The organism is Streptomyces sp. NPDC007025 (genome assembly GCF_042869455.1).
Lineage (GTDB): Bacteria > Actinomycetota > Actinomycetes > Streptomycetales > Streptomycetaceae > Streptomyces.
Genome location: NZ_JBIAFT010000011.1, coordinates 272,749 through 290,765 on the forward strand (window position 1 = coordinate 272,749; position 18,017 = coordinate 290,765).

14 protein-coding genes and 1 pseudogene are annotated in these 18,017 nt (G+C 73.5%); 6 read left to right on the forward strand and 9 right to left on the reverse strand.

Going from position 1 to position 18,017, the window contains the following annotated elements:
- Positions 1-23: 23 nt before the first annotated feature.
- The gene (locus tag ACFYMO_RS22715; protein WP_388548530.1) at positions 24-947 is read right to left on the reverse strand and encodes a phosphatase PAP2 family protein; all 924 of its coding nucleotides are present in this window, start codon (positions 945-947) and stop codon (positions 24-26) included.
- A gap of 322 nt (positions 948-1,269) precedes the next feature.
- On the opposite strand from ACFYMO_RS22715, the gene ACFYMO_RS22720 reads away from it, so the two are divergent.
- Positions 1,270-1,755, forward strand: coding sequence for a hypothetical protein (locus ACFYMO_RS22720; protein WP_366771609.1), 486 nt, complete (start codon positions 1,270-1,272; stop codon positions 1,753-1,755).
- Between the two features lie 224 nt (positions 1,756-1,979).
- Here ACFYMO_RS22720 and ACFYMO_RS22725 read toward each other — a convergent pair whose 3' ends face one another.
- Positions 1,980-3,224, reverse strand: a complete 1,245-nt coding sequence (locus ACFYMO_RS22725; RefSeq protein ID WP_388548465.1) for an MFS transporter — start codon at positions 3,222-3,224, stop codon at positions 1,980-1,982.
- A gap of 399 nt (positions 3,225-3,623) precedes the next feature.
- On the reverse strand, positions 3,624-5,168 hold the full coding sequence (locus tag ACFYMO_RS22730; protein ID WP_366771611.1) for an alanine/glycine:cation symporter family protein: 1,545 nt from the start codon (positions 5,166-5,168) through the stop codon (positions 3,624-3,626).
- Positions 5,169-5,680: 512 nt separating this feature from the next.
- On the opposite strand from ACFYMO_RS22730, the pseudogene ACFYMO_RS22735 reads away from it, so the two are divergent.
- Both ACFYMO_RS22735 and ACFYMO_RS22740 read left to right on the forward strand, forming a co-directional pair.
- Positions 5,681-6,589, forward strand: a pseudogene (locus tag ACFYMO_RS22735) (universal stress protein).
- A 198-nt stretch (positions 6,590-6,787) separates the two neighbouring features.
- The gene (locus tag ACFYMO_RS22740; protein ID WP_366771612.1) at positions 6,788-7,993 is read left to right on the forward strand and encodes a low temperature requirement protein A; all 1,206 of its coding nucleotides are present in this window, start codon (positions 6,788-6,790) and stop codon (positions 7,991-7,993) included.
- A 144-nt stretch (positions 7,994-8,137) separates the two neighbouring features.
- Here ACFYMO_RS22740 and ACFYMO_RS22745 read toward each other — a convergent pair whose 3' ends face one another.
- Positions 8,138-9,025, reverse strand: coding sequence for a universal stress protein (locus ACFYMO_RS22745; RefSeq protein WP_366771613.1), 888 nt, complete (start codon positions 9,023-9,025; stop codon positions 8,138-8,140).
- Between the two features lie 338 nt (positions 9,026-9,363).
- Here ACFYMO_RS22745 and ACFYMO_RS22750 point away from each other — a divergent pair, with 338 nt between their 5' ends.
- Entirely contained in the window at positions 9,364-10,266 is a 903-nt protein-coding gene (locus ACFYMO_RS22750; RefSeq protein ID WP_388548469.1) for a universal stress protein, read from the forward strand.
- Positions 10,267-10,367: 101 nt separating this feature from the next.
- Here ACFYMO_RS22750 and ACFYMO_RS22755 read toward each other — a convergent pair whose 3' ends face one another.
- Both ACFYMO_RS22755 and ACFYMO_RS22760 read right to left on the reverse strand, forming a co-directional pair.
- The gene (locus tag ACFYMO_RS22755) at positions 10,368-11,057 is read right to left on the reverse strand and encodes a pyridoxamine 5'-phosphate oxidase family protein (protein WP_366771615.1); all 690 of its coding nucleotides are present in this window, start codon (positions 11,055-11,057) and stop codon (positions 10,368-10,370) included.
- Positions 11,058-11,239: 182 nt separating this feature from the next.
- On the reverse strand, positions 11,240-12,799 hold the full coding sequence (locus ACFYMO_RS22760; RefSeq protein ID WP_366771616.1) for an SDR family oxidoreductase: 1,560 nt from the start codon (positions 12,797-12,799) through the stop codon (positions 11,240-11,242).
- Between the two features lie 288 nt (positions 12,800-13,087).
- On the opposite strand from ACFYMO_RS22760, the gene ACFYMO_RS22765 reads away from it, so the two are divergent.
- Together ACFYMO_RS22765 and ACFYMO_RS22770 are read left to right on the forward strand one after the other, a co-directional pair.
- On the forward strand, positions 13,088-13,672 hold the full coding sequence (locus ACFYMO_RS22765; RefSeq protein WP_019358982.1) for a sigma-70 family RNA polymerase sigma factor: 585 nt from the start codon (positions 13,088-13,090) through the stop codon (positions 13,670-13,672).
- A complete protein-coding gene (locus ACFYMO_RS22770; protein ID WP_366771617.1) occupies positions 13,669-14,433 on the forward strand; it encodes an anti-sigma factor in 765 nt (254 codons plus the stop codon). The genes ACFYMO_RS22765 and ACFYMO_RS22770 overlap by 4 nt, the downstream gene beginning before the upstream one ends.
- 195 nt (positions 14,434-14,628) lie before the next feature.
- Here ACFYMO_RS22770 and ACFYMO_RS22775 read toward each other — a convergent pair whose 3' ends face one another.
- Genes ACFYMO_RS22775 through ACFYMO_RS22785 form a run of 3 tightly spaced genes read right to left on the reverse strand, consistent with a single transcriptional unit; the run spans position 14,629 to position 18,016 of the window.
- A complete protein-coding gene (locus ACFYMO_RS22775) occupies positions 14,629-15,450 on the reverse strand; it encodes a DUF1295 domain-containing protein (protein WP_366771618.1) in 822 nt (273 codons plus the stop codon).
- Positions 15,447-16,757 carry a cyclopropane-fatty-acyl-phospholipid synthase family protein gene (locus ACFYMO_RS22780; protein WP_366771619.1) on the reverse strand — a complete coding sequence of 437 codons (1,311 nt, stop codon included), beginning with the start codon at positions 16,755-16,757 and terminating at the stop codon, positions 15,447-15,449. The genes ACFYMO_RS22775 and ACFYMO_RS22780 overlap by 4 nt, the downstream gene beginning before the upstream one ends.
- Positions 16,754-18,016, reverse strand: coding sequence for a class I SAM-dependent methyltransferase (locus ACFYMO_RS22785; RefSeq protein WP_388548533.1), 1,263 nt, complete (start codon positions 18,014-18,016; stop codon positions 16,754-16,756). Before ACFYMO_RS22785 ends, ACFYMO_RS22780 begins: the two co-directional genes overlap by 4 nt.
- Between the last annotated feature and the right edge of the window lies 1 nt (position 18,017).

Consider the following 18,017-nt stretch of genomic DNA (forward strand, 5'->3'; position numbering starts at 1 on the left):
GTCGCCCGCACTCGGGGCCGCCGTCACCCCCGCGGGTGCGGGCCACGGGAGCCGCGGTTCCCTCCCTCGGTGCTTCTCGACCCGTCCGATCCCTCCGGCGGTCCGGACGGGTCCCCGTTTCCGCACGCCGGGCTGTCCGCCGAGACGGGAGTGCGCCGGACTGCCCTGGCGACCCGGTGCGCGCAGGCCCGCGCGGACCACTGCAGCAGCGCGCACACCGCCAGTACGGCGACGGCGGCCGCGGCGTCGAGCCAGAAATGGTTGGCCGTCACCACGATCACGGCAACGGTCAGCAGCGGGTGGGCGACCACCAGCCACCGCCACCGCCGGTGGCCCACCCGGATGACGACAGCGGCGACGAGGACCGCCCAGGCCACGTGCACGGACGGGACGGCCGACAGCTCGTCGGCCACCACGCTTCCCGGCCCGCTGCCGTAGACCGACTGCCCGTAGCGTTCGGCCGTGTCCGCGAAACCGAGCCGCGTCAGCAGCCGTGGCGGCGCCACCGCGACGAGCTGGATCAGCAGGGAGACCACCGTGACCAGGACGACGTAGGTGCGCACCCGGCCGTAGGAGTCCCGGTGCCGCCAGAACAGCCAGATCAGCAGCGCCGCCATCGCCCCGAAGTGCATCACCGCGTAGTAGAAGTTGGCCGCCTGCACCAGCCACGGGTGGGGCAGCACGGCCTGCTGCCAGTCCACCTCGTCCGGCAGGCGCAGGCGCTGCTCCCAGCGGTAGATCCACCGTGCCCGGTCGAGAGCCGGCTCCAGGTTCCCCGCCGACATGCGGGCCGGGATCTGCCAGACCAGGAAGACCGTGGAGACGAGCGCCGCCTCGCGCAGCAGCACCGGCGCCCGCGGCCAGCGCCAATGCCACACCGGCAGGCTCAGCGCCAGGAGGATCAAGGGCAGGCCTGCCGACAGCAGCCAGGCCGAGGCTCCTCCCACCGTCAACGGCTCCCACTCCTTTCCATCCCGCGGCGCTCAGGCGACCCGGCACGGGCCCCCTGCGGTTGCCGCACCGGTGCCCGGCCGCGCGCTACAGAGACCTCTCGGCCCCTTGGTCGGTACCCCACTGCTGCCGCATCCGCCGACCAGGGCACCCGAAAAGCGCACATCAGATGCGGCCGCTCGCTCCTGTGGGGGAGCCGCGGCGGCATCCGGCTGGGGGGCGGAGCGTCCGCCTCCGTGCCGGTCGCCGGCCGGGCCGGCGCGGCTCGGCTGCCACGGCCGGATACGCCAGAATGTGCGCGACGGGAGTGAGGTGGCGATGGTTGTGCGTGCGCCGTTGGCGGTCTTCGATCTGGACGGGACGCTGGCCGATGTCCGGCACCGGCTGCCTTTCCTGCAGCGGCGGCCGCGGGACTGGGACGCGTTCTTCCGCGCCGCCGCGGACGATCCGCCGCTGGTGAAGGGGGTGGCGCTGGCTCTGGAGACGGCCGAGCGGTGCGAACTGGCCTACCTCACCGGGCGCCCGGAACGCTGCCGGACGGATTCGGTGCAGTGGCTGCGGCAGCACGGGCTCCCGGCCGGGCGGCTCCTGATGCGCGCGCGGGACGACCGCCGCCCGGGCCGGGTCGTCAAGCCCGAACTGCTGTGCCGGCTGGCCCGGGAGCGCACGGTGGTCCTGGTGGTCGACGACGACGAGCAGGTGGTCGCCGCCTACCGGAGGGCGGGCTTCCAGGTACGCCTCGCCGATTGGATGCCTGCGCCGGCGGCACTGGAGGCGGCGCAGGAGCGCGAAGGGCGTACCTGAGTCCCGGGACTGCACGGTTCCGACTGCTGCCGAAGCCACCGCCTCCGGTGGTGCTCCACCCGGGGGGTGGGGCGCGGTCACCGCCGGGCAGGACGGCTGCCCGGTCGCCGAGAGGTGGCCGAGCGTGCGGCTCGGCCACCGGCACGGCTCGGGGGTGGGGGAAACACTGCTCAGGGCGCAGGAGATGCATCGCTGAAGGCACGTTCTTGGCTGATGGGACGTGCTCAACCGAGGGGCAGCCCTGCCGTCTTCGGCTTCCGCACGGCGCAGGCCATGGCCGTGAACACCGTTACGCCGCCCGAGAGCGCGAAGCATGTGCCGAGGGGCAGCCGTGCTGCCAGCAGACCGGCCGTCGCCGTGCCGCCGGAAATGCCCGCGTTCACCGCCGTGTTGACCCAGGCGCCCGCCCGCGTTCGGCGCTCCCGCGGTGCCACCTCGTCGGCCAGCAGATACGCCGTGGTGAGCGCCGGAGCCACGAAGATTCCCGCACACGCCACCGCGACGGTCAAAGTCCCCACGCCCGGTGCGAGCCCTGCGGCGGCCAGGGCGAGACCGAGTCCGACTGCCAGCCGCGGCAGTCGTACCCGGGCCCCGGCCTGCCAGTTGACGGCACCGTTCAGGAGCCCGCCGACCGTGCTGCCCGCCGAGAGGGCCGCGAGTACCCAGGCGACCATGTCGTCACCGTGCTGCCGCTCCGTCACGAACGCGAGGACCAGCAGACCCACGGCGCCGAGGGACAGTCCGACCCCGGCCGCCACCACGACCGGCGTCAGCAGCGCCCGCGCCCCCTGCAGCCGTGCCCCGGAGCGTGCCGCTCCTTCAGAAACGGCAGCCGGCCGTACGTCCCGCACGGCCGGCGACATGACGAATGCGAAGGTCCCGCCCCCCACGAGCAGCGCGCTCACCACGATCCCGGCTGCCGGAGGAGCGATCTGCACCAGCGCGCCGACCAGCAGCGGTCCGGACACGAGCAGCACCTCCTCCGCGACGCCGTCCAGGCTGTACGCGCGCTGTAGCAGCGCCGGTTCGTCGGTGAGTTCACGCCAGACGGCCCGCATCGAGGGGCCGAGCGGAGGCATCGCGGCGCCCGCGGCTGCGGCGATGGTGCCCAGCAGAACGGCGGGGGTGCCGGCGGGACGCCAGGAGCCCGCCGCGAGAGCGCCCAGGAGACCTGCGTAGAGCAGGGCCATCGGCAGCAGCGCGAGGCGTGGGCCGTGCCGGTCGACGAGGGCTGCCCGAACCGGGGACAGAAAGACACCGGTGGCGCCGAACAGCGCCGTGATCGTGCCCGCGACGGCATACGAGCCGGTGGCCCGGGTCACCGCCAGCATCACGGAGAGAGCGAGCATGCCGTAGGAGAGCCGCCCGAGCAAGGCGGCACCGAAGGTGCGCCGGGCGTGCGGAAGGCGCAGTACGGCGGCGTACGAGACGGCGGCGTACGAGGATCGCCGTTGAGCAGGCGCAGACATGGAATGTTCCTCGGTCGAGGCGGAAGGAAGGACGCCGAAGGACGCGAGCACCGTGCGGGTCGCGGGCCTGGGCGTACCTATGCCAAGAGGAGGAACATGAGGCTCAATGTAGCAGCGGTGCCGGAAGGAGTCAGCAGCCCCGAGAGAGCGCGCAGCAGTGTGCGCCGGTCGCCGGGCATCCCGTCCCCGGGCTTGCCGACGGTGTGTTGGCCGGGTGATCACCCGAGCCAGGTCTCCGGCGGCCTCGACGCGCTGAGCCGCCTCGGCCCTTCGCGGCCCGCTGCGGGCACTCCGTCGGACACCGGGCCGGGCAGCGCCGCGAGCAGACATGCGGAAGGGGCCCGGGTACGCCGTGGCGCGGCGTACCCGGACCCCTTCCGCGGTGCGTCGGTGAGGCCGTCAGACGGTCGTGGTGACCGGGTCCTTGTCCTCGTCGGCGCCTCCGGAGCTGTCCGGTGCGCCGGCCTTGCGGGTGCGGATGTACTCCAGGAAGTGGTTCAGCTCGCGCTTGACGATCGGGGCGAGCAGGTAGAGGCCGATGATGTTGATGACGGCCAGCGAGAAGAGAACGGCGTCCGCCAGGTCGATGAGGGTCTGCAGGGTGAGCAGGGCGCCCGCGACGGCGAACACGGTGTAGACGACCTTGAAGCTCAGCTCACTGACCTTGCTGCGGCCGAACAGGTAGGTCCACGCCTTGAGGCAGTAGTAGCCCCACGTCAGCACGGTCGAGACGGCGAACAGCATGACCGCGAGGGTCAGGATGTACGGGAACCAGGGGAGCACGGTCTCGAAGGCGTCGGAGGTGATGGTGACGCCGCCGATGGACTCGTCCGTGCGGGCCTTGGCCCAGCTGTCGGGGCTGGCGATGACGATGGTGAGGGCGGTCATGGTGCACACGACCACGGTGTCGATGAAGGGCTCCAGCAGGGCGACCAGGCCCTCGCTGGCGGGGTGCTTGGTCTTCACCGCGGAGTGCGCGATCGGGGCGGAGCCCAGACCGGCCTCGTTGGAGAACGCGGCCCGCTTGAAGCCGATGATCAGCGCGCCGAGGATACCGCCGGCGACACCCTCAGGGTTGAAGGCGCCCTCGAAGATCGAGCCGATCGCGTCCGGGACAGCGGTGATGTTGACCAGGATGACGATCAGGCACCCGACGATGTACAGCGCCGCCATGGACGGGACCAGCCGGCTGGTGACGGTGGCGATGGAGCGGATGCCGCCGAGCAGCACGATGCCGACGATCGCGGCCATCAGGAGGCCGAAGAACAGGGCGCCGGCGGAGGAACCCAGGGCGCCGTCCTCGCCGCCCGCGACGGAGACGAGCTGCGCGTAGCTCTGGTTGACCTGGAAGAGGTTGCCGCCGAAGAGGCCGAAGAAGAGGATCATGGCCGACGCCAGGACCGCCAGCACCCGGCCGAGGATCTTGCCGTTCTTGCCGAAGCGTTCGGTGAGGCCCTTGGGCAGGTAGTGCATGGGGCCGCCGGAGACAGTGCCGTCCGGGTGCACGTCGCGGTACTTCACGCCGAGGGTCACCTCGACGAACTTCGTGGCCATGCCCAGCAGACCGCAGAGGACCATCCAGAAGGTGGCGCCGGGACCGCCGATGGAGACGGCGACGGCGACACCGGCGATGTTGCCGAGGCCGACGGTGCCGGAGACCGCTGCGGTCAGTGCCTGGAAGTGGTTGACCTCACCGTCCGACCCGTCTTCGTCGTATTTGCCCCGCACCACGTTGACCGCGAGCCGGAACTTGCGGATCTGGATGAAGCCGAACCAGGAGGAGAAGACCGCGCCGGCCACGACGAGCCAGGCGACGATCAGGGGGAGCTCGGTTCCGCCGATGGGAACGGAGTAGAAGACGATTTCACCCAGCTTGGTGGCAATGGGTTCGACGAAATCGCTGACGGAACTGTCAATGGAGTCGGTTATGGAATCGAGTGACACAGTGGTTACCACCTGTAGGGCGGGCCGGCGCATGGGAGACTGCGCCGCGGTGAGCGGACATGGAGCAGAACGCCGTCGTCCGATCGGCGAGGGGGAGGGAGTCGGTCCGCGAAATCGAACCGCGATCGCCCTGGTTGTGCAGTTGATACCGGCAGTCCGCAGAGCCGGCATGGGGTGGAGCCGGATACGGGATTGCGCTGTTCTAGCATGTTCATTGCGGATTCACACGTGATGTAAATCACATAACGGCGAGTAACTAATCAAATTGCCTGGGCGCGTGACGTGACCGTTATCCGGACACCTTCATCCTGTTATCGACTGACCACGGATTCGCGCGCCGCAGCGTTCTCCCGCGGGGATGCTCGCGGCCCCCGTCCGCGCTCCCGCCGCTCCGGGCCCGAGAGCCCTGTTCCGCGGGGCCGATGGGACCCGCACCGGGACCTGTGGCCCCTGTCCGGCACCCCGCCCGGCGCCGACGCTCGCAGCAGCGCCCGGAATGAGAGGGGGAGGCCATGTCCCGCAATGTGACCGTGGGCCTCGACGGCTCACCCGAGAGCCGTGCCGCTGCCGAGTGGGCAGCCCGGGAGGCCGGCCCGCGCGGCCTGCCCCTGCGGCTCCTGCATGTGCGCGAGCCCGCCTCGGCCCCGCTCACGTACCCGCCCCCGGCGGCCGTCCCGGAGACCTTCCAGGACTGGGCGGACCGGATCCCCCGCGAGGCGGCCGACGGCATCCGACTGCGCCACCCAGGGGTGGAGGTGGCCGTCGAGCTGCACGAGGGAGCGCCCGACGCGGTGCTGACCGCCGCTGCCGAGGACGCCGAACCGCTGGTGCTCGGTTCCCGCGGGCTCGGCGGGCTCGGCGGATACCTGGTCGGCTCCGTGGGGCTGGCCGTCGCCGCGCGGGTGGAGCGGCCGGTGGTGTTCGTGCGGGCCGGGGAACAGGCCGCGGACGAGCACGCCATGGACCCCGCCGGTATCCCCTCCGCCGCCACCGGATTCCGCCCCGTCGTGCTCGGCCTCGACGCGGACAGCCCCGACGGCGCGGTGCTCGCCCTTCGCCTTCGAGACGGCGGCCTGCCGCGCCGTCCCATTGCGGGCCGTCCACGCCTGGAACCTGCCCCCTTACTGCGTCTACGGCATGTCGGCGGTCCTCGGCCTGCACGAGGAGTTCGCCCGGCGGAAGGCCGCCGAGATCGCCGAGGCGCTGCGGCCGTGGTGCCGGAAGTACCCCGAGGTGGAAGTCCGCGAGGAGTCTCGGATCGGCAGCCCCGCGGGCCACCTCGTGGAGCTTCCGGGGGCGGCTCAATGATCGTCGTGGGCCGCCGCACGCGGCACGGCCGGATCGGCATCCGCAGCGGCGCGGTCACCCATGCCGTCCTGCGCCACGCCCCCGTTCCCGTCGCCGTCGTCGCCCACGGCTGACGTATCGTCTGCCCCGCGCCCCGTTGCCGGACCGTCCGGCCGTCCTCCCCGCCCGCGGGGGGCGCCCGGCCCGGGTACGGGATCCGGGCGGCCGGTGCGTCGCGGGGCCACGGCCCGGGGGCCTCCGGTTGGATCTGCTGTGGTCCCCTGCGGCGGCCGGCCGCGGGCGGCGGGCGAGCACCGGGCGGGTGAAGCGGGATGAGTGCAGGCGGGAGCCTCGGGGAGCGGACGGGAACCCTGCGGCGGGTGATGCGCGGCCGGGACCCCGGCGAGGAGCACCGTGCCGCCACCCCTCTGGAACTGCTGTTCGACCTGACCTTCGTGGTGGCGGTTGCCCAGGCCGCGGCCGAACTCCACCACGCCTGGGCGGAGGGGCATCTGGGGTCCGGGCTCGCCGGGTATGCCGCCGTGTTCTTCGCGATCTGGTGGGCGTGGATGAACTTCACCTGGTTCGCCTCCGCCTACGACACCGACGACGTGCCCTACCGGCTGCTGACGCTGCTTCAGATGGCGGGCGCCCTGGTACTGGCCGCCGGAGTGCCAGACGCGTTCCAGGACGGCGATTTCGCGATCGTGGTGGTCGGCTACGTCCTGATGCGCCTCGCGATGATCGCCCAGTGGCTCCGGGCCGCCGCCGGGCATCCCGACGGGCGCCGGAGCGCCCTGCGGTACGCGGCGGGCGTCGCCGTGGTGCAGTGCGGCTGGATCGCCCGGCTGTGGACCACGGGCGCATGGGCACCGGCCACCATCGTCCTCCTGGTGGTGGCCGAACTGGCCGTGCCCGCCTGGGCCGAGTCCCGGGGCGGGGCCACCACCTGGCACCCCGGGCACATCGCCGAACGGTACGGCCTGTTCACCATCATCGTGCTCGGCGAGGTCATCCTCGCCAGTCTCACCGCCGTCCAGTCCGCCGTCACCGACCAGGGTCTGTCCGCCACCGTGCTGCTGATCGCCCTCGGCGGGCTGCTGCTTGTCTTCGCCCTGTGGTGGATCTACTTCACCGGCAGCGACGCCGAACTGACCACCCTGCGTACCGCACTGGTGTGGGGATACGGCCACTATGTGGTCTTCGCGGCGCTGGCAGCGGTGGGCGGCGGTCTGGAGGCCGCCCTGGACACGACCCAGCACCACGCGCACCTGACCGAGCAGGCCGCGGGGCTCGCGGTCGCCGTACCGGTGGTGATCGTGCTGCTCGTGCTGGGCGTGCTGCACCGGATGACCGGGACCGGAGCCGTCGGGCACGCCCTGCTGGTGGTGGCCGGTGCACTTGTGGTGCTGGGGCTGGGCTTCAGCCCGCCGGTGTTCGGAATGGGCGGCGCCGTCCTCGGCATGGGGCTGGCCGTCGCCGCGACGCTCACCGCCAACCTGGTGGTCCTGCGGCGACGGGTGGGCGAACGGAGCTGAGGCGCCGTGTGCGTGGCGGACACCACCGCCCCGGGCCGCGGGGGCGCCGTTCCGCGCGGGCGCGTTCACCGGTCCGCGCGGCGGCCGGGAGCCGACGGGCCGCACCGCGTGCCCCCGCCCGTGCCGACTCGGATGTGCGGAGCCTCAGATGTGCGGGACCACCGCCACCGGCGGAGTGGCATGGTGCAGGGCGGCCTGGGTGACCGGGCCCAGCCGGGTGCCGAGCGCGGGCCGCTGCACCCGTCGCCCGACCACCAGCAGCGACGCGTCGTCGGCCCGCTCGATCAGATGCCGCGACGCGTTCCCCGGCGCCGCCTGCTCGTCCACCGTGACCTGCGGGTACTCCTCCCGCCACGGAAGCACCGCGGTCGAGAGCAGTTGATGCTCCCGCCGCCCCAGCTCCGAGCGCTGGGTCTGGTCGATCATCCGCGGGCCGTAGGTGAAGACCGCGGGCAGTTTCCACACGTGGACCGCGCGCAGGCCCGTTCCCCGCAGCGCCGCGGCCTCGAAGGCGAACTGCAGGATCGCCCGGCTGGGTTTGACCAGATCGAGCCCGACCACGACCGGCCCCGGGTAGGGGCCCGCCCGTGGTGTCGGGCTCTCCCGTACCTCCTCGTCCTGGAAGGAGGCGCGCACCATCACGACCGGGCACTCGGCCCGGGCGGTGACCTCCTGACCGACCGAGCCCAGGAGGAAGCCGCTCGCCCTGCCCAGGGCCCGGGAGCCGAGCACGAGCAGCCGCGCGTCCTCCGTCAGCTCGACCAGCACATCCGCCGCCACCCCCGGCACGCTCAGCTGTTCCACCCGCAGTCCGGGGTGGTGCTCGGCCAGCCGCTGCGCCGCCTCCCGCGGAACCCGGGCGATCCACTCGTGCTCCTTGTCCGGGTCTGCGGCCGACGCGTGCGGCTGCCAGCGCCACACATGGACCAGGCGGAGCCCCGCGCCCTGCCGCTCGGCCTCCAGCGCGGCCCAGTCAATCGCTGCCTGGCTCTCCGCTGACCCGTCGAAGCCCACTACGATGGTGTCCGTCATGGATGACTCAGCCTCCGCCCTGCCGGATCGGCGATTGCGTACCTCCCCCATAAGGAGTGAAACCGCTACCGCCGCCGCCCGCACGGTGTGCCCGCTGGGTGGCGTGCCGGTGGCGCAACGTGGGTCCAGGGGACCTGCGGCGTCCGGACCTCGGCGGCGGCGCCGATTCCGGGCACCGGCCCGCGTGTGCCGCGTGCTGAGCCCTGGGCCCTGAGCACCCTCCCGGCCGTGTCGGCTGGCCCCTCTTGCTCCGGCGTCGGTGGACAGCTCAGCGCGACCGCGGGAACCTGGAGAGGTCCGGTATGCGAGGTATGGAGTTTTCCGTCCCGGGAGCGAACATGGCCCATTTCGTCACGGCGGGTACCGACGGAACCCCGGAGAGCACGGCCGCGGTCCGCTGGGCAGCCCGCGAGGCGACCGCCCGCGGCGCACCGCTCCAGCTCGTGCACGTGCAGGTCGCCGACAGCGCCCTGGACCAGCTCGTCGCCCCGGACGAGAGCGGCGAGCCCCGCCGCCACACCGAGCAGGTCCTCCACGAGGCCACCTCCGAACTGTCGGCCGACTTCCCGGAGCTGGCCATCAGTACGCAGTCGGCGACCGGGGAACCGGCCCGGCTGCTCACCGAACTGTCGGAGGCCTCGGATCTGCTGGTCATCGGATCGCGCGGACTCAGCACCCTGGGGGGCTATCTGGTCGGCTCCGTCGCGCTGCCCACCGTCGCGCACGCGCAGTGCCCCGTCGTCCTCGTCCGGGCCCGTGCGGGAAGCCCGCAGGCGGACGAGGCGCCCGCAGCGGACGCGGAGCGCGGTGCCGCGCGCCCGGTGGTGGCCGGCGTGGACCTGAGCCGCCCCTGCGACGAGGTGCTGGACTTCGCCTTCGAGACCGCCGGGCGCCGCGCGGCGCCGCTGGAGATCCGGCACGGCTGGGAGCCGCCTGCCTACTACGGTGCGCGCACCCTGCCCCGGGCGACCATGGCCCTGGACGAACTGCTGGCGGAACGCGCCGCCGCCGTCACCGCCAGGGTGCGACCCTGGTGCGAGCGGCATCCCGGCGTGGAGGTCGATGTCCGGGCGTTCCTCGAACAGCCGGCGGCGCTGCTGGTGAAGGCCGCCGAGAACGCGGCTCTGCTGGTGGTCGGCCGACGGCAGCGCACCTCCCGCTTCAGCCCCCATGTCGGATCCGTGGTGCACGCGGTGATGCACCACTCCCGCACCCCCGTCGCCGTCGTCCCGCACACCTGATCCGCCGGCCGCGCGGCGGGCTCCGCGTCTCCGTACGCGGAGCATGCGAAGATGCGCCCGCTCGCCCGACCCGGCATGCGGCGTTCGGGGCCGTACCCGGGTCACCGGGTGCGGATCCGGCGCCCGGTCACCTCGCCGGGCAGCACACGGACCCACAGCTCGCGCCGCCCGCCCGCCCACGGGGCAGCGCCCGGCCGGGAGGCGAGGTCCTCGAGCGTGCCGGGATCGGTGACATGCCGGGCGGTCCCGGTGAGAAGGACGCTCCAACCGGTGCTGAGGCGCTCGTCCGTCCGGTCGACCTCGAAGGCCACCGCTGCCCCGTCCGCAGCCGCCGCCGGCCCGTCCGGGTCGGTCCGGTAGACCACGGTGCGGCCGTCCGCCAGGAAGTTGACCGGCAGGATCACCGGTGCGGACCCGTCGGCCAGGCCGACCCGGCCCACTCCGTGCGTGCCGAGCCGCCGCCAGCACTCGTCCTCCGACATCCGGCTCAGCTGCGGATGCGCAGCGGCCGGCCGCCGGCCCGGACCCGGTTCCCGCGGGCCCTCCTTCAGTTCGTCGAAGGGGAGGTCGAGGACGGCGGCGAGGCGCATCAGGGCGGCCGGATCGAAGTCGTCGCTCAAGGACTCCAGCCGGTCGAGATAGGCCACCGACATGCCCGCACGGCGGGCCACCTCGTCCCGGGACAGGCCCAGTTGCTCGCGGCGCACGGCACAGCGGTTCGTGAAGGAGTCCTGGTGCGGGCCCGCGGCGTCCGCGCCGCTGCCGTCCGACTCCGGCCCCTCGCTGTGCATCGTCCCCGACCTCCACCCCGCCGCCCGGCGCGGCGTGCCGTCTGCGTCTCGCGGCCCGTGAGCCGCCTGCTCCAGGTCAGCAGGGCAGCGCGAGCCGCGCCACCGGAGCGCCGCCGATCGGGGTCACCGCCCCGCCACCTGCTCCCGGCGACCCCCGGTCCGCTCGGACCGACCGGAGGGACCTACGGCCGACGGCGCCGGGAAAGCAGGCGGTGACGGCGTCCGGCACTCCGGCCGGCGGGCCGGCCCCCGGTGCCCTGCTCGGCGGCCCGGGCGATGTTGCGGGCCATGCCCTCGAAGAGCACGGTGTGGAACGGGGCGACGCTCCACCAGTACAGGTGGCCCGCCAGGCCGTGCGGGCGGAAGAGCGCGCGCTGCCGGTAGCGGGTACGGCCGTCCGCTGTCCGGTCGACGTACATCTCCAGCCAGGCCCGTCCGGGCAGCCGCATCTCGGCGCGCAGCCGCAGCAGCTCGCCCGGCCGGACCTCCTCCACCCGCCAGAAGTCCAGCGAGTCGCCGACCCGCACCCGTCCCGGGTCGCGCCGGCCGCGGCGCAGCCCCACTCCGCCCTGCAGCCGGTCCAGCCAGCCGCGCGCAGCCCAGAGCGGGCCGAAGGAGTACCAGCCGTTCTCCCCGCCGATGCCCTCGACGACCCGCCACAGCGCGTCCGGAGAGGCGGACACCCGTCGGGCCCGCCGGTCGGTGTACAGGGTGCCGCCCGCCCAGTCGGGGTCCGTGGGCAGCGGGTCACTGGGGGCGCCCGGTACGGACGCCGAGGACCAGCGGGTCGCCACCTCCTGGTCGCGGACCCGCCGCAGCGACAGCTCCACCGCGCGGGTGAACGGCACCGGCTGCCGCGGCGGTCCGGGGAGGTACCGCACGATGTCGTTCTCGCGGCAGACGACCTCGTGCCGCAGCGACTCGGCCAGTGGCCGCGCCACGGCGGGCGGAACGGGGGTGACCAGCCCGATCCAGTGGCTGGACAGACCCGGGGTCAGTACCGGGACGGGCAGGATCAGCCTCCTGGGCAGCCCCGCCACCGACGCGTAGCGCAGCATCATGTCCCGGTAGGTGAGCACGTCCGGGCCGCCGATGTCGAAGGTGCGGTTGAGACCGGTCGGCAGTGCCGCGGCCGCGACCAGGTACCGCAGCACGTCCCGTACGGCGATGGGCTGGATCCGGGTGCGCACCCAGCTCGGGGTGACCATCAGCGGCAGCCGCTCGGTGAGATACCGCAGCATCTCGAAGGAGGCCGAACCGGAGCCGATGATGACCGCGGCGCGCAGCACCGCCGTCGGCACGCCCGACTCCAGCAGGATGCGGCCGACCTCGGCGCGGGAGCGCAGATGGGGCGAGAGTTCCCGCTCGTCCACCCCCGCGGGTGCCAGCCCGCCGAGGTAGACGATCCGCCGCACCCCGGCCGTCCGTGCCTCCTCGGCGAAGAGGCGGGCGGCCATCCGGTCGGTCTCCTCGAAGCCGCTCCCGGTGCCCAGTGAGTGCACCAGGTAGTAGGCGACGTCGATCCCGCGCAGCGCGGCCGCGGTCGGGCCGCGGTCCGTGAGGTCGCCGCCCACCACCTCGACGCGATCGGCCCAGGGGTGGTCGCGCAGCTTCTCCGGCGACCGGGCCAGGCAGCGCACCGCGTATCCCGCGTCCAGCAGCTCGGGCACCAGCCGCCCCCCGATGTAGCCGGTCGCGCCCGTCACCAGGCACCGCCGCCCGTCCGCCCGCTGCTCCGCCATCCTCTGCCTCCACCTCGGCCGTCCCACGGTCCCTACTCGCGGTACCTGCCGCGGCCCGCTTCTCCGCATCGTCCCGGTGACGGATACCCTCCGGAGCACGCGACACGTCTGCGCGGCACCGGCGGGCCGGTGCCGCCGCCCGGTGCGGGCGTCGGCCAATCCGCCGGGCGTGCGGCTCCGAAGCAGCGGTGGAGCTGTCATGTCGAGAAGGGAAGAACGTGTCTCCTGTACGAGGCCGCGCACGCGGTGACCGTCCGGCCGGGCCGGGAGCGCCGGGGGTGAGGGCGGATGGATGAAGCCGCTGCCCTCGGGTCCCCCGCGGTGGGGCCCGTCGAGCTGGGTGACCTGTTGGTCCAGGTGGCGCGAGGCGATCAGGACGCCTTCGCAGCCATGTACGAGAGAGTGGTCGGTCCGGTGTTCGGGCTCGTGCGCTCCGTGCTGCGCGACCCTTCGCAGTCGGAGGAGGTCACCCAGGAGGTGCTGGTGGAGGTCTGGCGGGTGGCCGCCCGGTTCGACCCGGCCAAGGGAACGGCGATGACCTGGGTGATGACGCTCGCCCACCGCCGCGCCGTGGACCGGGTGCGGTCCGAGCAGTCCGCGAGCGACCGGGAGCTGCGGGCGGCGCAGCTCTCCGGCTCCCGCGACTACGACCATGTCGTCGAGCAGGTCGAGGCGCGGCTGGAGCGGGAGCAGGTGCGCCGCTGCCTGCGCACGCTCACCCAGATCCAGCGCCAGTCCGTGACACTGGCCTACTACAAGGGGCTGACCTACCGTGAGGTCGCCGAGCTGCTCTCCCAGCCGCTCGGCACGGTCAAGACACGGTTGCGGGACGGCCTGATCCGGCTGCGGGACTGCCTGGGGGTGCAGGGATGAAGACCGCGGAACTGCACACGCTCACCGGCGCCTACGCGCTGGACGCCGTCTCCGGGGACGAGCGGGACGAGTTCGAGAAGCATCTGCGTGCCTGCTCTTTCTGCGCCCAGGAGGTCGCCGAGCTGCGCGCCACCGCGGCCCGGCTGGGCCAGGCCGTCTCCGAGCAGCCCCCCGCGGAACTGCGCGAACGGGTACTGCGCCGGATCGGCGAGGTGCGTCAGGAGTCGCCGGGAGGCCGGGCGGCGGAGGAGGACGTCGCCGTCCGGGCGCCGCGCGGGCGGCGACGGGCCTGGCACATCTGGGCACTCGCGGCGTGCGTCGCGGCCGCGGGGGCGCTGGGCGGGGTCGCCGTGTGGCAGCACCAGGAGGCCCAGGACGCGCGGCAGCGCAGCGAGCGGGCCCAGGACCGGGCCGAGGCCCTCGCGCGGGTGCTGTCAGCCTCCGACGCGAAAGCCGTCTCCGGCGGCGAACTGCCGGGCGGCGGCTCCAGCACCGTGGTCCTCTCGCAGTCGCAGAACCGGGCGGCCCTGGTGGTCTCCGGGATGCCGGCGCCGCCGAAGGGCAAGGTCTACCAGCTGTGGCTGAGCGACGACGGCCGGATGCGTCCGGCGGGCCTGATGCATCCGGGCTCCGGCTCCGAAGCGGCCCTGCTCGAGGGGAAACTCGACGGCGCCTCCGGCATGGGGGTCACCGTCGAGCCGGACGGGGGTTCCCCGCAGCCCACCTCCGAGCCGGTGATGCTGGTGGACTTCCCGGCGTGATCCGCCGCGGGCCCGGACCGCCGTGCGCGCGCTGCCCGCGGCACGGCGGTCCGCCCGCCGTCCCCTCGTCCGGGACCGGGGGGTCTCGCACCTGTGCCCATGGCCGTGCCTTGGCACCGGGCGGTGCCACAGGCACGGGACGGACCGGTCGTGTCCCTGCATCCCCTCCCGCGCCGGCGCGCGGCGCGGAGGCGGTCAGCTCCTCCCGCCGACTGTCCGCCGTGGCGGTCGGGGGAGGAAGCCGCTGGTGCGCGCCGCGTAGGCCGCGTAGCCGGGCCGGTCGGCCATGTGCTGTTCCAGCAGGCGCTTTCCGCTGCCCACGGTCAGCAGCGCACTCATCAACAGCGGGGAGACGAGCACCGCGAGCGCCGTCGCGCCGTCGGTGACCGCCACGAGGTACAGACCCCACCAGACGCAGAAGTCCCCGAAGTAGTTCGGGTGCCGCGTCCACGACCACAGTCCCCGGTCCATGACGGTGCCCCGGTTCTCCGGCCGTGCGGTGAAGCGGGCCAGTTGGGCGTCCCCGACGGTTTCGAAGAACATCCCGACCAGCCACACGGCACACCCGGCCCAGGCGAGAGGACCGGGCGGGGTGTGCACGTACTGCCCCGCCTGCACCGGAAGGGAGACCACCAGCACGAGCGCGCCCTGCAGCAGATAGACCTTGCGCAGCGCGTAGGCGTTCCGGCTGCCCGGCGCCTTGTCGAGCATGCGCGCGTAACGCGGGTCCTCGCCCTTGCCCCGCCCCCGGCCGGCGATGTGCCCCGCCAACCGCAGCCCCCACACCACGGTGAGCGTGGTGACCAGCGCCCGGCGCGCCGGATCGCCCTCGCCCGCGGAGAACCCGCACGTCGTGAGCGCCACCGCCGCGAAAGCCAGTCCCCAGGCGACGTCCACGATGCGGTGGACACCCTTGCGGAGGGCGACGGCGAAGGTGAGCAGCATGACGGCCGCCACGGCGGCGACCGTCGCCCACACGTCCCCGCCCAGCGCGGACCAGTCGGTGCCGCCGGTCATGACCACGTCCCCTCGTGCCCGCCCAGCGGGTTCGCGCCCAGCCCGCTGCGGCCCTCCTCGTCCGGCCGGACGGCGAGGATCTGGTCGACGCCCATCCGCCGCTCGGCGAAGGCCAGCCTTCCGCCCGCCAGATACAGCCGCCACAGCCGCGCCGTGGGGGCTCCGACCAGGGCCGTGGCAGTGTCCCAGTGTGCTTCCAGGGTGTCGCGCCAGGCGTCGATGGTGTGCACGTAGTGCTCCCTCAGCGAGGTGGCGGCACGGACCTCCAGGCCCGCCTCCTCCAGCAGCGCGACGGTCTCCCCGAGGGGCCGCATGTGCATGTCGGGGGCGATGTACGTCTCGATGAACGGTCCGCCGCCCGGTGCGTCGGCGCCCCGGGACATCTGCTGCACCAGCAGCTTGCCGCGCGGAGCGAGCGCGTGCCGCAGCCGTGCGGCGAAGTGCGGGTAGGCGTCCGCACCCACGTGCTCGCCCATCTCGACGGTGGCCGCCGCGTCGAATCCGCCGTCGGGCAGGTCGCGGTAGTGGCAGTGCCGCACCCGCACCCGGTCCTCCAGCCCGCGGGCCCTCACGCGCTCCCGGGTGTGGCGCGCCTGCTCGGCGGAGAGGGTCACGGCGGTGACCTGCGCCTGGAAGTGCTCGGCCGCGTGCACCGTCAGCGAACCCCAGCCGCATCCCATGTCGAGCAGCCGGGCCCCGGGGCGCAGCGCCAGCTTGCGGCAGATCAGATCCAGCTTGTCGTGCTGGGACTGGGCCGGCCCGTAGCCCTCGGTGCCGGGCGGCTGCCTCCAGTAGCCGCAGGAGTAGGCCATCGTCTCGTCGAGCAGGAGCTCGTAGAAGTCGTTGGACAGGTCGTAGTGGTGGCTGATGGCGCTGCGGTCCCGGGCCACGCTGTGCAGCGTGCCGCCCTGCCGGGCGCGTCGGCCCGGCGGGCGCGGCGGAGGACCGACCGCGCCGAGCCGCACCAGCAGCGCAGCCGCCTCTGCCCACTGCCGGGCCGTGAGCCGCGGCCGGCTCAGGCCGCGCTCCCGCGCGGCCTGCCAGAGGGCGGCGAGCGCTTCCGCCGGGTCGCCCACGACCTCCAGGTCGCCGCTGATGTAGGCGTCGGCCATACCGAGTTCGCCGGGCTGCCACAGCAGCCGCCGCAGCGCCGTCCGCGAGCGCAGGACAACCAGCGGGGCGCCGGACGGTCCGGCCTCGCTGCCGTCCCAGGCCCGCAGCCGGAACGGCAGTGCACCGCCGAGGAACTCCTCGGCGACGGCGGCCAGGCGCTGTGCGGCGCCGGTTCGGGAGACGAGCTGGATCACGGTGCGGTGGCTCCGTCCTTGATGAAGAGCAGCTGCTGGACGTCCAGGTACCCGGTGCGGAACCCGGCCTCCGAGTAGGCGAGGTAGAGATCCCACATGCGGCGGAAGACGGCGTCGAAGCCGAGCGCGGAGACCTCCGCCGTGTGCTCGGCGAACCGCTCCCGCCACAGCCGCAGGGTCTCGGCGTAGTGCGGACCGCGCCGGTCGTACCGGGCCAGGCACAGCGCGGTCTCCTCGTGGGCGATGCGGGTGAGCGCCTCGCGGGAGGGGATCAGCCCGCCGGGGAAGATGTATTTGTGTATCCACGTCCAGGTGTTGCGGGTGGCCAGCATCCGCTGGTGCGACATGGTGATGGCCTGGAGCGCGGCCCGGCCGCCGGGCACCAGCAGCCGGTCGAGCGCACCGAGGTAGACCGGCCAGTGCTCCGCGCCGACGGCCTCGATCATCTCCACGCTGACGACGGCGTCGAAGGAACCCCGCACCTGCCGGTAGTCGTGCAGCCGGACGGAGACGCGGTCGCTCAGCCCGGCCTCCTCGACCCGGCGCCGGGCCACGTCGAGCTGTTCCCGGGAGAGGGTGACGCTGACCACCTCGGCGCCTCTGCGGGCGGCCCGCAGCGCCAGTTCGCCCCACCCGGTACCGATCTCCAGCAGCCGGGTTCCGGGCCCCACGTCGGCCAGGTCGAGCATGTGGTCGACCTTGCGGCGCTGCGCGGGCGCCAAGGCCTCCTGGTCGGCCGGCAGGCTGCGGAAGAGGCCGGCGGAGTAGCTGAGGGTCTCGTCCAGGAAGAGGGCGAACAGCTCGTTGGACAGGTCGTAGTGGTGGCTGATGTGGGCGCGCGAACCGGCGACGGTGTTGCGCTCGGCGGCGGGCTTGCGCGGCGCCCACAGATGCCGCAGCCGCTGCAGCGACTCGGGCAGCAGCCGGTCGGCGTGCTCGGCGAAGACGGACAGCAGACCGACCGGATCGGGCGTGTCCCACTCGCCGGCCATGTACGACTCGCCGAACCCGATCAGTCCGAACCGGCCGACGCGGCGGTGGAAGGCGGCGGGGTCGTGCAGTTCCATCAGCGGTCCGCCCCGCCCCCACCGCTCGCCGCTCGGAAGCTGCACGCGCAGCGGCAGCTCGCCCAGGGCCCGGCGCAGCAGGCGCTGGGTGACTGCTGTACGCATCCACGAGGAGCGCGGCACCTCGGCCACGTCGGGCCATCGGACAGGGTCCACGCTGTGCGTGGCGGGGACGGCGGGTGAGGCGTGCAGG

What these genes read in the sequence shown, in the direction of transcription:
- ACFYMO_RS22720 (WP_366771609.1), top strand. Translation starts at nt 1,270, where the DNA reads ATGGTTGTGCGTGCGCCGTTGGCGGTCTTCGATCTGGACGGGACGCTG.
- ACFYMO_RS22725 (WP_388548465.1), bottom strand. Translation starts at nt 3,224, where the DNA reads ATGTCTGCGCCTGCTCAACGGCGATCCTCGTACGCCGCCGTCTCGTAC.
- ACFYMO_RS22740 (WP_366771612.1), top strand. Translation starts at nt 6,788, where the DNA reads ATGAGTGCAGGCGGGAGCCTCGGGGAGCGGACGGGAACCCTGCGGCGG.
- ACFYMO_RS22745 (WP_366771613.1), bottom strand. Translation starts at nt 9,025, where the DNA reads ATGACGGACACCATCGTAGTGGGCTTCGACGGGTCAGCGGAGAGCCAG.
- ACFYMO_RS22750 (WP_388548469.1), top strand. Translation starts at nt 9,364, where the DNA reads ATGGCCCATTTCGTCACGGCGGGTACCGACGGAACCCCGGAGAGCACG.
- ACFYMO_RS22755 (WP_366771615.1), bottom strand. Translation starts at nt 11,057, where the DNA reads ATGCACAGCGAGGGGCCGGAGTCGGACGGCAGCGGCGCGGACGCCGCG.
- ACFYMO_RS22760 (WP_366771616.1), bottom strand. Translation starts at nt 12,799, where the DNA reads ATGGCGGAGCAGCGGGCGGACGGGCGGCGGTGCCTGGTGACGGGCGCG.
- ACFYMO_RS22765 (WP_019358982.1), top strand. Translation starts at nt 13,088, where the DNA reads ATGGATGAAGCCGCTGCCCTCGGGTCCCCCGCGGTGGGGCCCGTCGAG.
- ACFYMO_RS22770 (WP_366771617.1), top strand. Translation starts at nt 13,669, where the DNA reads ATGAAGACCGCGGAACTGCACACGCTCACCGGCGCCTACGCGCTGGAC.
- ACFYMO_RS22775 (WP_366771618.1), bottom strand. Translation starts at nt 15,450, where the DNA reads ATGACCGGCGGCACCGACTGGTCCGCGCTGGGCGGGGACGTGTGGGCG.